Annotated in this window: 12 protein-coding genes and 1 tRNA gene; 7 read left to right on the plus strand and 6 right to left on the minus strand. The window is 59.9% G+C overall.

Features of this window, described 5'->3' with window-relative positions:
- Positions 1-91: 91 nt before the first annotated feature.
- Positions 92-1,456 (minus strand): UDP-glucose dehydrogenase family protein, encoded by a 1,365-nt coding sequence (locus HNR59_RS07945; RefSeq protein ID WP_183828313.1) that lies wholly within the window; start codon positions 1,454-1,456, stop codon positions 92-94.
- 223 nt (positions 1,457-1,679) lie between these two features.
- Between HNR59_RS07945 and HNR59_RS07950 the strand changes: the two genes are divergently transcribed.
- The 4 genes from HNR59_RS07950 to HNR59_RS07965 are packed head-to-tail and all read left to right on the plus strand — an operon-like array spanning position 1,680 to position 5,396.
- On the plus strand, positions 1,680-2,939 hold the full coding sequence (locus HNR59_RS07950; RefSeq protein WP_183828316.1) for a glycosyltransferase family 4 protein: 1,260 nt from the start codon (positions 1,680-1,682) through the stop codon (positions 2,937-2,939).
- 7 nt (positions 2,940-2,946) lie between these two features.
- Complete coding sequence (locus HNR59_RS07955) at positions 2,947-3,546, plus strand: sugar transferase (protein ID WP_183828319.1); 600 nt, start codon at positions 2,947-2,949, stop codon at positions 3,544-3,546.
- Positions 3,543-4,178 carry an acetyltransferase gene (locus HNR59_RS07960; protein WP_183828322.1) on the plus strand — a complete coding sequence of 212 codons (636 nt, stop codon included), beginning with the start codon at positions 3,543-3,545 and terminating at the stop codon, positions 4,176-4,178. Before HNR59_RS07955 ends, HNR59_RS07960 begins: the two co-directional genes overlap by 4 nt.
- Before the next feature lie 9 nt (positions 4,179-4,187).
- On the plus strand, positions 4,188-5,396 hold the full coding sequence (locus HNR59_RS07965) for a DegT/DnrJ/EryC1/StrS family aminotransferase (protein ID WP_183828325.1): 1,209 nt from the start codon (positions 4,188-4,190) through the stop codon (positions 5,394-5,396).
- Between the two features lie 3 nt (positions 5,397-5,399).
- Here HNR59_RS07965 and HNR59_RS07970 read toward each other — a convergent pair whose 3' ends face one another.
- The 3 genes from HNR59_RS07970 to HNR59_RS07980 all read right to left on the minus strand — a co-directional run bounded on the left by HNR59_RS07970 (position 5,400) and on the right by HNR59_RS07980 (position 7,709).
- Positions 5,400-6,533 carry a DegT/DnrJ/EryC1/StrS family aminotransferase gene (locus HNR59_RS07970; protein WP_246374534.1) on the minus strand — a complete coding sequence of 378 codons (1,134 nt, stop codon included), beginning with the start codon at positions 6,531-6,533 and terminating at the stop codon, positions 5,400-5,402.
- A gap of 552 nt (positions 6,534-7,085) precedes the next feature.
- Positions 7,086-7,160 (minus strand) — tRNA-Gln (locus tag HNR59_RS07975).
- Positions 7,161-7,364: 204 nt separating this feature from the next.
- On the minus strand, positions 7,365-7,709 hold the full coding sequence (locus HNR59_RS07980) for a VOC family protein (protein WP_183828327.1): 345 nt from the start codon (positions 7,707-7,709) through the stop codon (positions 7,365-7,367).
- A 266-nt stretch (positions 7,710-7,975) separates the two neighbouring features.
- On the opposite strand from HNR59_RS07980, the gene ppdK reads away from it, so the two are divergent.
- Together ppdK and HNR59_RS07990 are read left to right on the plus strand one after the other, a co-directional pair.
- Entirely contained in the window at positions 7,976-10,642 is a 2,667-nt protein-coding gene (gene ppdK / locus HNR59_RS07985; protein WP_183828330.1) for a pyruvate, phosphate dikinase, read from the plus strand.
- 123 nt (positions 10,643-10,765) lie between these two features.
- Positions 10,766-11,533, plus strand: a complete 768-nt coding sequence (locus HNR59_RS07990) for a DUF1499 domain-containing protein (RefSeq protein WP_183828333.1) — start codon at positions 10,766-10,768, stop codon at positions 11,531-11,533.
- A gap of 6 nt (positions 11,534-11,539) precedes the next feature.
- Here the strand turns inward: HNR59_RS07990 and HNR59_RS07995 are convergent, their stop codons facing one another.
- A complete protein-coding gene (locus HNR59_RS07995) occupies positions 11,540-12,448 on the minus strand; it encodes an MBL fold metallo-hydrolase (protein ID WP_183828336.1) in 909 nt (302 codons plus the stop codon).
- Between the two features lie 160 nt (positions 12,449-12,608).
- Here HNR59_RS07995 and HNR59_RS08000 point away from each other — a divergent pair, with 160 nt between their 5' ends.
- On the plus strand, positions 12,609-13,202 hold the full coding sequence (locus HNR59_RS08000) for a biotin transporter BioY (protein ID WP_183828339.1): 594 nt from the start codon (positions 12,609-12,611) through the stop codon (positions 13,200-13,202).
- 184 nt (positions 13,203-13,386) lie between these two features.
- Here HNR59_RS08000 and HNR59_RS08005 read toward each other — a convergent pair whose 3' ends face one another.
- The gene (locus HNR59_RS08005) at positions 13,387-14,670 is read right to left on the minus strand and encodes an O-antigen ligase family protein (RefSeq protein ID WP_183828342.1); all 1,284 of its coding nucleotides are present in this window, start codon (positions 14,668-14,670) and stop codon (positions 13,387-13,389) included.
- Positions 14,671-14,772: the final 102 nt, after the last annotated feature.

Genomic DNA, 14,772 nt, shown 5'->3' on the forward strand with positions numbered 1-14,772 from the left:
TCACGCCGCCGTAGCGGCATCACTCTGTTCATGGCCTTCGGATGACAACTCTCTTAACCCGGAAACGGGTTAGGTACGCGGAGCACTGCTGTCATTTGATGGGCAGGTCTGCCGGCGCCGATGAGGTCAGCCCATTGCGACCGATGGCGAAGTAGTCGAGTCCATGACGCTTGAGTTGATGCGGATCGTAGAGATTACGACCGTCGAAGATTACAGGCGATTTCAGTTTCGCTGCGATCTCGTCGAAATCGGGTGCGGAGAAGGACTTCCATTCAGTCGCTACAATCAAGGCATCAGCGTTGTCGAGAGCGTCCTCCTGCTGTTCGACAAGTATCAGATCTTCCCTGTCGCCATAGATGCGCCTGCATTCGTCCATTGCCTTGGGGTCATAGGCCCGGATGCGGGCTCCCTTTTCCCAGAGAGACTCCATAATTGCGCGGGAGGGCGCCTCGCGCATGTCGTCTGTGTTCGGCTTGAATGACAGACCCCACAAGGCAAAGGTGCGACCTTCAACATTACCGTCGAAATACCGAAGGATCTTGTCGAGAAGCACCCTTTTTTGAGTCGCGTTTCGGGCCTCGACGGCCTTCAGCAGGTGCATGTCATATTTCTGCTGATCGCCGGTACGGATGAGGGCCTGCACATCTTTTGGGAAACAGGAACCGCCGTATCCTATACCTGCATAAATAAAATGGTAGCCGATACGGGGATCACTGCCGATCCCTTTGCGGACCATCTCAATGTCGGCGCCGAGAATATCGGCAAGGTTTGCGATTTCGTTGATAAAGGAGATCTTGGTCGCCAGCAGCGTATTGGCGGCATATTTTGTCATTTCCGCAGAACGGACGTCCATCACGATCATCTTCTCGTGATTGCGATTTTGCGGCATGTACAATTCCCGCATGATTGCCTCGGTCTCGCTGCTCGCGGTCCCCAGGATAATCCGATCGGGCTTGAGACAGTCTGAAACGGCAGAACCTTCTTTGAGGAACTCGGGATTTGATGCGACATCGAACGGGATATGCGAGCGTTCCCGTTTTGAAAGCCTCGCTTCAATGGTTCTTTTGACCTGGTCGCAGGTACCTACCGGTACGGTGGATTTGACGACGACAATTCGTTTTTCCGACATCAGCGAACCGATGGTGTCGGCGACAGCGAGCACATACTTCAAATCTGCGGCGCCGTCCTCATCGGGCGGCGTGCCTACAGCGATGAACTGAACAAGGCCGTGGCTCACGCCGACTTCCGGATCCGTCGTGAAGCGAAGTCGTCCATTCTTGCGATTGGTGAGAACGATCTCCTCAAGGCCCGGCTCAAAGATGGGAATTATGCCTTGCTCAAGTTTGGCGATCTTCTCTGCGTCCTTGTCGACACATACCACTTCATGCCCGCTTGCCGCCATCACGGCAGCCTGAACCAGACCGACGTATCCCGTCCCGAACACAGTTGCTTTCAAGTTTTCTCTCCAGAGTAGGAAAAATGGCTATGATACAGCCGGTCTGTTGAAGGAGGCATCTTCGGTCGCCGATTTCCGCCTAACATGCACCCTAGGCTCTTTCGTGCTTTTTTTTTTGACGGGCCTGCTATATCTAACTCCCGCTGGATGTATCCACTGGCATTGCGCTATCTGCCTTTTGCGTTGCCGATGCGGCGACCGCAACCCCCCGCCCTGGAATCGTATGAGAATAACCTACATTCACCAGTACTTCATTACTCCGGAGATGGCTGGGGGGACCCGCTCATACGAGATGGCACGGCGCATGGTTGCAGCCGGCCATCAGGTCAACATGATCGCCTCGCGGACCGATGGAAAGCTGTCGGGTAACAAATGGGTGCGTGAAAAAATTGACGGGATCGATGTTCACTGGCTGCCGGTTCCTTACAACAACAGCATGAGCTATATGCGCCGGATTCTGGCATTTATTTCTTTCGCGAGGCGGGCGGGAGGATATGCAGCCGGACTGGATGCTGACGTTGTTTTTGCCACGAGTACGCCACTCACGGTGGCCATACCGGCAGTAAAGGCCAGTCGACGGCGGAAGGTGCCGCTGGTTTTCGAAGTTCGGGATCTCTGGCCCGAACTCCCTATCGCCATGGGCGCTCTCAATTTTCCATTCGCGAAGCCGGTGGCACGTTATCTGGAGAAATGGGCCTACTTCAATTCCGCGCAGGTTGTCGGCCTCTCGCCGGGCATGTGCGAAGGTGTTGCGCGAACGGGCTATCCGGCCGATCAGATTCACTGCATCCCCAACAGCTGCGATACAGCGACATTCGACGTTTCCGCAGAGCATGGAAAGTCGTTCCGAAACAAGCGGCCCTGGCTAGGTGAGCGACCTCTGGTTATTTATGCCGGTACCTTCGGAAAGATAAACGGAGTTGCCTATCTGGCCGAACTTGCCGCCGCCATGCGGCCGCTCGATCCGGAAATTCGCTTTCTTGCCGTCGGTGGGGGAGCAGAGGTCGATCTGGTACGTGCTCGGGCCCGGGAACTCGGCGTGTTGGGTGAGAATTTCTTTATCGAGGAATCCCTGCCGAAAGCCGAGGTGCCGGCGCTGTTCAATGCAGCAACGGTATCTACATCCTTGTTTATCCCGCTGGAAGCAATGTGGCACAACAGTGCCAACAAGTTTTTCGACGCTCTCGCTGCGAGCCGTCCGCTGGCTATAAATTACGGTGGCTGGCAGGCGGATGTGCTGCGGGAGACAGGCGCAGGCGTCGTGCTTGATCACGGTGACCCAGTGGCGGCCGCGTCGAAATTGCGCGATTTTCTCCACGATGAAGCAGCCATGAAGCGCGCGCGTGATGCGTCCGGAAGCTTAGCGCGGGACCGCTTCTCGCGCGACAAGCTTGCCTCTGATCTCATCCATGTCCTGGAGCGAGCGGCAAGCGAACGTCCGGCGCCATCGATGCGCTCGCATCTCGCCGGCAAGGGAGCGTGAGAGTGGCATGAAGCGTCTCTTCGACGTTGTTGTTGCTTTATGTGCGCTTGCTCTTCTGTCGCCGTTGCTTGTCGTCCTTTCTCTCCTGATCCGCCGCAGGCTTGGCAGTCCGATCCTGTTCCGGCAGGTCAGGCCCGGCAAGGACGGCAAGCCGTTCGAGATGCTCAAGTTCCGCAGCATGACAGATGCGCGGGACACGGATGGTGCGCTGCTGCCGGACGCTGACCGGCTTACGCCTTTCGGTCAGTTCCTGCGCTCGACCAGTCTTGACGAGCTTCCGGAGCTCTGGAACGTGCTGAAGGGCGATATGAGCCTCGTCGGTCCGCGCCCGCTGCTCATGGAATATCTGCCACTCTATTCGCCCGAGCAGGCGCGCCGGCATGAAGTTCGGCCGGGCGTCACGGGCTGGGCGCAGGTCAATGGTCGCAACGCCCTGTCGTGGGAAGAGAAATTTGCTCTCGACATATGGTATGTGGACAACCGTTCGCTCCGGCTCGATCTGAAAATCATTGTGGCTACGATTGGCAAGGTCCTGAAACGCTCCGGAATATCCGCTGATGGCGAGGCAACCATGCCGCGCTTCGACGGAAGAGGAGGGCGTTCATGACGAAGCGGCTCCTCGTGCTGGGATGCGGCGGGCACGGCCGCGTCGTAGCCGATGCCGCTCTTGATTGCGGCTATGATGCTGTCGCCTTTCTGGACGATGCGCATGCAACGGTGAAACCCGGCAGCCCCTTCGAGGTGTTGGGGCCGATTGCAAAGATGCAGGATCTGGCGGGTGACTGGCCGGCGGCGATAGCGGCCATAGGCGACAACGAACGCAGGCTGGAGCTTTTTATGCGCCTGCGCGCCCATGGGTTCCGGCTTCCCTGCATCGTTCACCCGTCTGCCGTGGTCAGTCGCGCTGCTGGTTTGGGGGAGGGCGTGTTCGTTGCCGCTGGCGCTATCGTCAATACGGGTGCACGCATCGGAGATGCGGCCATCCTGAATACCGGCTCACGCATAGATCATGACTGCCATATCGGGACGGCCAGCCACATCGCTCCCGGCGCGACGCTTTCCGGGAATGTGAAGACCGGCGAGAAGGTCTGGCTTGGAACGGGCTGCTCGGTCCGGCAGGGCGTGACGATTGGCTCCGGCGCAGTCGTTGGGGTAGGTGCCGCCGTCGTTGGTGACCTCGCCCCTCACCGAACCTATGTGGGCGTGCCGGCACGACCGTTCAAAGAAAAAATATTGTAGGAGCCTGCCTTGCTCAACACACCTTTCTCCCCATGGCCCTCCTTCACTGACGAAGAGGTCGAGGCGGTTTCGCGGGTCATGCGTTCAAACCGGGTCAATTACTGGACGGGTGATGAGTGCCGGATGTTCGAGCGCGAGTTCGCCGCGTGGGTCGGTACGGATCATGCGGTCGCGCTCGGCAACGGTACGCTGGCGCTCGATGTGGCGCTCCATGGTCTTGGCATCGGACCGGGCGACGAGGTGGTGGTCACGCCGCGCACCTTCCTTGCCTCGGTGTCCTCCGTGGTCAATGCGGGAGCTACGCCCGTCTTTGCTGATGTCGACCGCGACAGCGGCAACATCACAGCTGAAACGATCGCGGCCGTTCTGACAGAGCGGACAATGGCCGTCATCCCCGTGCATCTCGCCGGGTGGCCGTGCGACATGGATCCGATCATGGAGCTCGCCGGGCGCCATGGCTTCAAGGTGATCGAAGATTGCGCGCAGGCTCATGGCGCGCGCTACAAGGGCCGTTCGGTCGGCGCGATCGGCCATGTCGGCGCGTGGTCGTTCTGTCAGGACAAGATCATCACCACGGGCGGCGAGGGCGGCATGGTGACGACAAACGATCGCGAGCTCTGGTCACGCATGTGGTCGTTCAAGGATCACGGCAAGAGCTGGGAGGCGGTTTACGAGCGCGAGCACCCGGCGGGCTTCCGATGGCTGCACGAGAGCTTCGGCACAAACTGGCGCATGCTGGAGATGCAGGCCGCAGTCGGTCGCATACAACTGGCGCGCATGGCTGACTGGACGGCCGCGCGTACGGCCAACGCGGAAAAGATTCTTGAGGCACTGGCGCCTTTCGCGGGCGAGGGCTGCCCGGTGCGCGCACCTGTGCCCGGCAAGGATGCTAACAACCACAACAATGAGACACGCCACGCATTCTACAAGCTTTACGCTTATGTCAGGCCGGAGAATCTGTCGGCGGAATGGAGCCGTGACCGCATCATTGGCGAGATCGTCGCGCGGGGCGTGCCCTGCTATCAGGGCTCCTGTTCCGAGGTCTATCTTGAGAAGGCTTTCGACGGCACCGGATGGCGACCGGCCGATCGCCTGCCAGTGGCGCGCGAACTGGGAGAGACCAGCCTGATGTTTCTGGTCCATCCAACCCTGACCGGGGAAGAGATATCCAGAACGGCCACGGTCGTGGGCGAGGTCCTGAACCTCGCCACACTCTAGATATCAGCCGATCACCGCTGAGATTATGCCGTCCTGCACCTGCGATGCGAGGTAGGGATGCATCGGCAGGCTGATAACCCGGCCTGCCAGATCGTCGCTGACGGACAGGCCCGCAGGATCGGCGGGAAAATCCTTGTAGGCGTTCTGACGGTGCAGCGGAACCGGATAGTAGACGACGGTGGGAACGCCCGCTGCACTTGCGCGCTTCTGGAACGCCTCGCGCTCCTCACCTGAAGCGAGCTTGAGCGTGTACTGCGCCCAGATGCTTTTCAGCCCTTCCGGAATGAAAGGTGTCTCGTAGTGGCCGGAGAGGCCTTTGCTGTAGCGTTGGGCAACCTCCTGCCGGGCCTCGACCTCGTCGGCGTAGATCGCCAGCTTTTCGAGGAGGATCGCGGCCTGAAGCGTGTCGAGCCGGCTGTTGAGACCAATGCGCTCATTGTAATATTTGTGCGAGCCCTTGCCGTGCACCCGGTAGGAGTCGATCAGCTTTGCAAGTTCGTCATCGTTGGTGAACAGCGCGCCACCATCGCCGTAGCAGCCGAGCGGCTTGGCGGGAAAGAATGACGTGGTTGTGATGTCGCACAGCGAGCCTGTGATGCGCTCCTTGTAGACGCCGCCCCAGCCCTGCGCGCTGTCACCGATCACCTTCATGCCGTTTTCGCGGGCGATGGGGATGAGGACGTCGTAGTCGGCGGGAAGGCCGAACAGGTCGACCGGGATGACGCAGGCCGGATTGAGGCCGAGCGTACGGGCATGGGCGATGGCGCGCTTCAGGCTCTCCGGATCCATGTTGAAGGTGTCGGGCAGGACATCCACGAAAACAGGGGTCGCCCCGACCAGAGGGACGACTTCCGCCGTCGCTGCGAAAGTGAAGCTCGGCACGAACACCGCGTCGCCGGCCTTCACGCCCAGCGCCATGAGCGCGAGCTGGAGCGCGTCGGTGCCGTTGGCGCAGGAAAGGCAGTGTTTGGCACCGCAAAAATCGGCCAGCTGCTTTTCCAGCTGTGCGACCTGAGGCCCCATGATGTACTTGCCATCGTCGAGAACGTTGAGGATGGATTTTTCGAGGGCCGCGCGAATGCGGGTCTGCTGGGCGGCCAGATCGATAAAGGGAAGCTGCATTTCAAGAGCTTTCATTTTGGGAAGATCAAAGGTAGCGGGTACTGTAGAATGTCAGCTGTGACAATACCTTGCGCAGCTGCAGGATATTATCCTGCGGATGATGGGATCCGATCAGCGTTGGTTTGGCGGGCGATGATCCAATAAGCTGAATGGATTGCCGAAAGCCTTGGGCGGTTGAAGACGGCTGCAGGGATGGAACCACAGAGGCAAGCTTTTTTATCACGGTTCTGACATCCGGCAATGACCTCAGGCGAATAGGATAGCGCCTCATCGTGGGTGGTGGTGTGTTGGCCCTACCGTTGCACCGTGAGTTCCGCCGGTCTGGTTCGCGTGCAAGCTCCTGAGCTTCATACGCAATGTAACCGGGACACTTTCGATCGTTTCGGCGGTAGGCTGACCTGGTCGAAGCGGGTCTCGGCGGTGTGGGTACTTAACCACCCGGAATCGCGGCTGATGTGTCAGACCCGGTGATGTAAGGTTCGTGACCAATCCTGAAGCGGTCCAAGCCCCAATGCAGCATGGGCCATCACTGGTGAACGGGCTGTGATATTGTCGTTGTTCACGCAGTGGCTGGGGCGCCAGGATTCGAACCTGGGAATGTCGGTACCAAAAACCGATGCCTTACCGCTTGGCTACGCCCCAACGGAAATATCCTTGATCGGACAGAGCGGCCTTATAGGCAGTGAAAATCAAAAGCACAATCCGTCATATTAAAGGAAGGCTGCGTGCAGTGGATTTAATTTTGCCGGGAATGAGGAAGGAGAACGCGCAATATCGGGAGCGCCAAAAAGTCTGCAAGCGCAAACGCGGATCAGCATTGCCAGTGCACTGCAGAGGGTAGTTTCGCTATTCGCTCCAGACGGCAAGTTCATTGCCTGCGGGATCGGTAAAGTGGAAACGGCGACCGCCCGGAAATGAAAAGATTGGCCGAACAATGCGTCCGCCGGCCGACACCACGGCCTCCAGTGTTTCTTCAAGATTTTCGCTGTAGAGAACAGGAAGCGGCTTTGATGAGGCCTCGCCTGAATCAGTGTGGAAACCGCCGTCCAGTCCTTCACTGAAAGCAGAGTAGCTGGGGCCATAGTCTGTGAACGACCATGAGAAGGCCGCGCTGTAGAAGGCTTTCACGCTGTCCAGCGCACCTCCCGATGCAGGCATTTCAAGATAGTCCAGCTTGCCGGTCCGTTTCATGGCTAGCTCCTTGTTCCTGATATGTTCTAATCCTGTTCAGCCGTTCAGGCAAGAGGCCGTTTGGATTCCGGAGGCATTTTCGCCGATAGCTGTGTTCTCTTCTGCTCTGCATCGCACAGGGATCGTGGAAGAAGGTCGAGTGTCTTTAATCGATATAGATGGCCGCTATCCCAAGCGCGTGCTTGCCTTTCGCTTTTCGGCACCTTATCGCTGCCCGCATCCAGCCCCGGCCGGGGCATTTCGACCACAGCAAGCCGGGAGCGGGCATGAGCAAGTGGGTGTACACCTTCGGTGACGGGGCTGCCGAAGGGCGAGCCGGCGACAAGAACCTTCTGGGTGGCAAGGGTGCGAACCTTGCCGAGATGTGCAGTCTCGGCCTGCCTGTGCCGCCCGGCTTCACCATCACCACCGAGATGTGCAATTGGTATTATGCCAATGGCCGGCGCTATCCGGATGAGTTTGAGGCGCAGCTCGATGCAGCCCTCGATCATATCGGCAAGGTGACGGGCCGCCGCTTCGGCGACCCCAAAAAACTGCTGCTGGTTTCCGTGCGCTCCGGTGCCCGCGCTTCCATGCCCGGCATGATGGATACGGTGCTCAATCTGGGCCTGAACGACGAGACGGTGGAGGCGCTGGCTTCCGATTCGGGCGATGCGCGTTTCGCCTATGACAGCTACCGCCGGTTCATCCAGATGTACTCCAACGTCGTGCTCGGGCTCGATCACGAAGTGTTCGAGGAAATTCTGGAAGACGCCAAGGCCAGCCTCGGCCATGATCTCGACACTGATCTGAGCGCTGCGGAATGGCAGGACGTCATTGCGCTCTATAAGAGCAGGGTTGAGGAAGAGCTGGAAAAGCCTTTCCCGCAGGATCCGCGCGAGCAGCTCTGGGGGGCGATCGGTGCGGTGTTCTCAAGCTGGATGAACCAGCGGGCCATCACTTATCGTCGTCTCCACGACATTCCCGAAAGCTGGGGCACCGCCGTCAACGTGCAGGCGATGGTGTTCGGCAATATGGGAGACAGCTCGGCCACGGGCGTCGCCTTCACCCGCAACCCTTCCACCGGCGAGAACACGCTTTACGGCGAATTCCTCGTCAATGCACAGGGCGAGGATGTTGTGGCGGGTATCCGCACGCCGCAGAACATCACGGAAGCAGCGCGCATTGCTGCCGGTTCCGACCGGCCTTCGATGGAAAAGCTGATGCCGGATGCGTTCCGCCATTTCGTCGAGATATCGCAGCGGCTTGAAAACCACTACCGCGACATGCAGGATCTCGAATTCACCATCGAGCGCGGCAAGCTGTGGATGCTGCAGACCCGCTCGGGAAAGCGCACGGCGAAGGCTGCGCTCAAGATCGCAGTCGAGATGGCCGGTGAGGGCCTGATCACCAAGCATGAGGCGGTCTGCCGCATCGATCCGGCCTCGCTCGACCAGCTCCTGCACCCCACCATCGATCCGAAGGCCGCACGTGACGTCATCGGTGTCGGCCTGCCTGCGTCGCCCGGTGCTGCCACAGGCGAGATCGTCTTCAATTCCGATGAGGCGGAGGAAATGAAGTCGGTCGGCCGCAAGGTCATCCTCGTTCGTGTGGAGACGAGCCCGGAGGACATTCACGGCATGCATGCCGCGCAAGGCATTCTGACCACGCGGGGCGGCATGACCAGCCATGCGGCGGTGGTGGCGCGCGGCATGGGCAAGCCCTGCGTTTCCGGTGTCGGTTCGCTGCGGGTCGATCACAAGAGCGGTACGCTGACGGCGCTTGGCCAGACCTTCCGCAAGGGTGACATCATCACGATCGACGGCGGCTCGGGCCAGGTTCTGAAGGGAGCAGTGCCGATGCTCCAGCCCGAACTGTCCGGTGATTTCGCTGCCATCATGGAATGGGCGGATGCCGCACGCCGCATGAAGGTGCGCACCAATGCGGAGACCCCGGCAGATGCGCGCATGGCGCGCTCCTTCGGCGCCGAGGGCATTGGCTTGTGCCGCACCGAGCACATGTTCTTCGATGGCGATCGTATCACCTCCGTGCGCGAGATGATTCTTGCCGACACGGAGAGGGATCGGCGTACGGCGCTGGCCAAGCTTCTGCCCATGCAACGCTCGGATTTTCTCGAACTGTTCGAGATCATGGCTGGCCTGCCTGTGACGATCCGTCTGCTCGACCCGCCGCTGCACGAATTCCTGCCGAAGACGGACGAGGAAATTGACGAGGTGGCGAAGGGCATGGGCGTCTCCCCGGACAAGCTGCGCCAGCGCACCGAGTCCCTGCACGAGTTCAACCCGATGCTGGGCCATCGCGGTTGCCGCCTTGCCGTAACCTATCCCGAGATCGCCGAAATGCAGGCCCGCGCCATTTTCGAAGCGGCCGTGGAGGCGGGGCGCAAGGCCGGCAAGCTGGTGGTCCCGGAGATCATGGTGCCGCTGGTCGGGCTCAAGAAGGAGCTCGACTACGTCAAGGCGCGTATCGATTCGGTGGCAAAGAGCGTGATGGAGGAAACCGGCGTCGCCATCGAGTACCTCACCGGCACCATGATCGAACTGCCGCGAGCTGCGATCCGCGCCAATTACATTGCCGAAACCGCCGAGTTCTTCTCCTTCGGTACGAACGACCTCACCCAGACGACATTCGGCATTTCCCGCGACGATGCGGCGAGCTTCCTCGAAGTCTATCGCCAGAAGGGGATCATCGAGCAGGACCCGTTCGTGTCGCTGGATATCGAGGGCGTGGGCGAGCTGGTGCGTCTGGGAGCCGAGAAGGGCAGGGCCACACGGCCCGGCATCAAGCTCGGCATCTGTGGCGAGCATGGCGGCGACCCGGCCTCCATCGGTTTCTGCGAGGAAGTGGGGCTCGATTACGTGTCGTGCTCTCCGTTCCGCGTGCCGATCGCAAGGCTGGCGGCAGCACAATCCGCCATCCGGAAAGCTGGCTGAGGCGCAGATGTTTGCGCCGCCCGGCTGCGTGTTGCGTGAACATGCGGCCGGTTTCAGGCGGTGCATTCAACTTTGGCGCGGAATGTTCTAAGCCATGCCATTGCGTGATCCGGATGGCGGGCGATGACGGCGTTTCCTGAACGACAGACGACGATGGCAGCGGGCTGGTCACGCCGTACAGCGGCATTCTCGGCGGTCCTGCTGATTACAGTATGGACCGGTCATCACTTTGGTCTTGTCGAAACGCCTGCCTATCTGTGGGTTCTGGCGCTGGTGGCGTTGCTGGCAGCATTCGCCTTGCTGTTTGCAGGCTGGGCATTTGCCCGGCTCTGGAATTTCGGTGATCAGGGAGGACGCGACCTCACGGCAGGGGCACTGATTGCGCTGGTGGTTCTGGCGCCCTATGCGGTTGCATCCTGGTGGGCGCTGACGTTCCCGCCGCTGAGCGACATTTCAACAGACCTTGAAACGGCACCTGCTCTTGCCGACGGGCGCATCTTCGCGGCTACGCCGGGTGAATGGCGCCTGCAGGCGCAGGCCTATCCGCTGGTTAATGGCCGCCGCTACGATCTGCCTTTTTCCGAGGCCGTTGTCATGGTCCAGAACGTGTTGCGAAGGCAGGGATGGAAAAATTCCACCATGCCCGTGCTCGAAAACGCGGAAGCGCGGGAATTGCTGATTACCGCCGCTGCCTCCAGCTTCGCTCTGGAGTTACCGGTCGATGTGGCTATCCGCGTTGCGGGCAATGAGGAAATCAGTGTCATCGACATGCGTTCGGCATCCCGTTACGGACGCCATGACCTCGGTGACAATGCCGATCGCATCGTCCGCTTCCTGAAGGAACTCGATCAGGAAGTGACAGGCCAGACAGGTATTGAACAGGGGCAGTAAGAAGCCTCAGCGAACGGGCTCGTAAATGCCGGTGATGGAAGGTGCGCCTTCCGTTATCGCCAGACCGCGACCGACGAGATCTTCCAGATGTGCGAGAATCGACAGTCCTGCTGCGCCGTGCAGGCGCGGATCGGTGTCGCGATAAATGGTCTTCACCATGTCCGCGATGGTGCGGTCGCCCTTTTCCAGACGGTCGAGAACGGCGCGCTCGCGCATTTTGCGGTGCGCCTTCAGCCCACGCATGAAGGCCTGCGGCTGTGTCACCGGCCCGCCATGGCCGGGCAGAAAGAAACGGTCGTCGCGCTCAAGCAGCTTTTCCAGTGAGGCCATGTAGTCGGCCATGGCCCCGTCCGGCGGTGCGACGATGCTGGTGGACCAGGCCATGACATGGTCGGCGCTGAACAGGATGCCCGTTCCCTCCAGTGCGAAAGCCATGTGATTCGCCGCATGGCCGGGTGTATGAAGCCCGCTGATCGACCAGCCGTCTCCATCGACGGTCCCTCCGTCCGGCAGGATCTTATCGGGCAGGAATCCGGTGTCGTTGCTTTCATCCAGCGCGTTGATCTCGCCGATCGCCAGTTCCCGCGCAGCCTGGTGCGGGCCTTCTGCGACGATGATGGCGCCGGTTTCCGCCTTCAGGCGGGCGGCGAGGGGCGAGTGGTCACGATGCGTATGGCTGACGAAGATATGGCTGACCGGCCGTCCGGCGATCGTGTCGAGCAGGGTTCTGAGGTGGCGCTCGTCTTCGGGGCCCGGATCTATGACGGCCAGCGTGTCATGGCCGATGATATAGCTGTTGGTTCCGTGGAAGGTGAATGGCGAGGCGTTTGGGGCGGTGACGCGCAAAATGCCGGGAGCCGCGCTGACAGCCGAGCCATGCGCCGGCTCGAAACCGGTATCGAATTCAAGTGCCATGAAACCTTGCCATCCGCTGTGCTGTTTCGCGAAACCATTTGCCGCTTAGCATGGAAGCCAATATAGGGGAAATATGCTGCGCGGTGCCTGCCCGTGTAAGGAAAGACCCGACCAACCGGCCCTGACCAAGCGGCCCCGACCAAATGGAATGAGGAAGATCATGGCAATTGCAACGACGATGCGTCCGCTTGTTTCACTGGCTCTGCCCGAGAAAGGCGCTGCCCGCCTTGCGGCTCAGGTTTTTCTTGCCATCGGCGGCACGCTGCTGCTGACGGTTTCGGCCAAGACCAAGGTATTCCTCGGCCCGGTTGATATTTCGCTCCAGACGCTGGCGGTGCTGCTCATCGCATCCGCCTTCGGCATGCGTCTGGCGGTTGCCACTCTCGTGCTCTACATGGCGCAGGGCGCCATCGGGCTGCCCGTTTTCCAGAGCTCGCCGGAAAAGGGCGTCGGCATCGCCTATATGCTTGGAACTACGGGTGGCTACCTTGCCGGTTTCGTTGCCATGGCCGCAATCGCCGGCTGGGCCGCTGATCGCGGCTTCGACCGCAACCCCTTCAAGCTGTTCGGGGCCTTCATGGCCGCTGAAGTGGTGATGATGGCGATGGGCTTTGCGTGGCTTGCTCTGCTGGTCGGTGCCGACAAGGCCTGGCAGTTCGGTGTGGTGCCGTTCGTTGTCGGAGATCTCATCAAGGTCGCGCTGGCTGCCAGCCTCGTGCCGGCAGTCTGGTCCATTCTGGCCCGCTTCCGCTAAAGCGTGTCGCCCGAATGTGGGAACCGGTTTCGGGATAACGACATGCGTCAAAACAACAACTTAAAGCGTAAAGGAGCGAATCTGAAAGATCGCGACACGCTTTAAGCTTCGGAAAAACATTCTCAGGACAAAACGCCCGGCGTCAGCGCGACGCCGGGCGTTTTGTTTTGCGCCGGTGTCTGACTTACGAAGAGGCTGTCGCTTTTTCGGACCTGTCCGGAATGGATGCGGCAATCAGCATCGAGAAGAAGACGAAGAATGAATCCATGATGTCGTGCTTGAACATGATCTGCGTCATCCCGCACAGCGCATAGGATGATGTGACGATCAGCGCGGCAAACAGGCGAAGCCGGTAGGTGGCATCACGCGGCGCATTCCACGCAATGTAGACGGGCACCAGCAGCACGGCGATGACGGCGCTGAGAGCCAGCACGCCGCCATCCAGCGCGAAGCTCATAAAGCCGTTATGCGCATGCGTGAAGCCATGAACCAGATTGCCGTCCATTATCAGGGTGGGCGTAAGTGCTGCCATGCGGTTTTGAATGCCATATCCCCAGATGGGCGATTGACTGACAGCCTCCTGGGCTGCTTGCCAGAGCCGGAGCCTCTCTCCCACGCTGCTGGTATACTTGTCCTGAAGCACGAGGTTGATTTCGAGGGCGGTTTGTTGCCAGCGAAGATCGACCATGTCCTGCACCAGATACAGGGTGACGGCAGCTGCGACCAAAGCAAGTAAGGTGGCAGGGTGGCGTGCAATGGAGCGCACGCTCTGTGGAGCGAATGCAACCAGCAATATCAGAACCGGGATGCACGCGATGAGAACTCCGCGCGTGAGCGAGAGAAACACGGCCCCGAAGCCTGCCCCTATGGCAACGGCTCCAAACAGCATTGCAATCCGCGATGGTGATCCAATTTTGAGTCCGCCCAGTCCCATGAGCATGAGCGACATCATGCCGAAAACTGCAGGGTTACCGGCGGCGGCCTCGGGACGCAGGTCGAGGAGGGACAATTGTACCAGACCAACCACACATGCGGCGATCGCGCCGGTCGCGGCACCCGTAATATAGGGCTGGAGATAATCAACGGAAGGGCTTGCGCGCAGTCGGGGAATGATCGCCCATGGCGAGAGGAATGCCAGCAACCATACAAACGATAGCGGTGCCCTGGATGGCTCTTCGCCGATAAGTGCGGTGAAAATGATCACCACGACGAAAATCGTGAAAGTCCACGCCAGCACGCGATCCGAACGCGTCATCCGGAAGCTGAACCGGCCAAGACAGAGGGAAATGATCGCCCACACGAAGAAAGTATAGAGCAGCACCGATATCACGCTGCCGCCGACAGCCGGCAAAGCCCCCATCAGGAAGGCCGAGATGTAGTTGTTGCGATATATGCCGTTCTGCGGAAGCCGGGCAAGGACTGCTGCCATGCGATTTCGGTCTGTCTTGGGATTTTCAGGAATGGTCAAAACCTCCGGCTCCCTGATGACGATATTCCGGCGCGGCTGGCGATGATTGTGCAGACACGCTGCACATCGCGTCGGTCACGGAAAAGGACCTACAGCTGAAGA

It is taken from the genome of Aquamicrobium lusatiense (assembly GCF_014201615.1).
Lineage (GTDB): Bacteria > Pseudomonadota > Alphaproteobacteria > Rhizobiales > Rhizobiaceae > Mesorhizobium > Mesorhizobium lusatiense.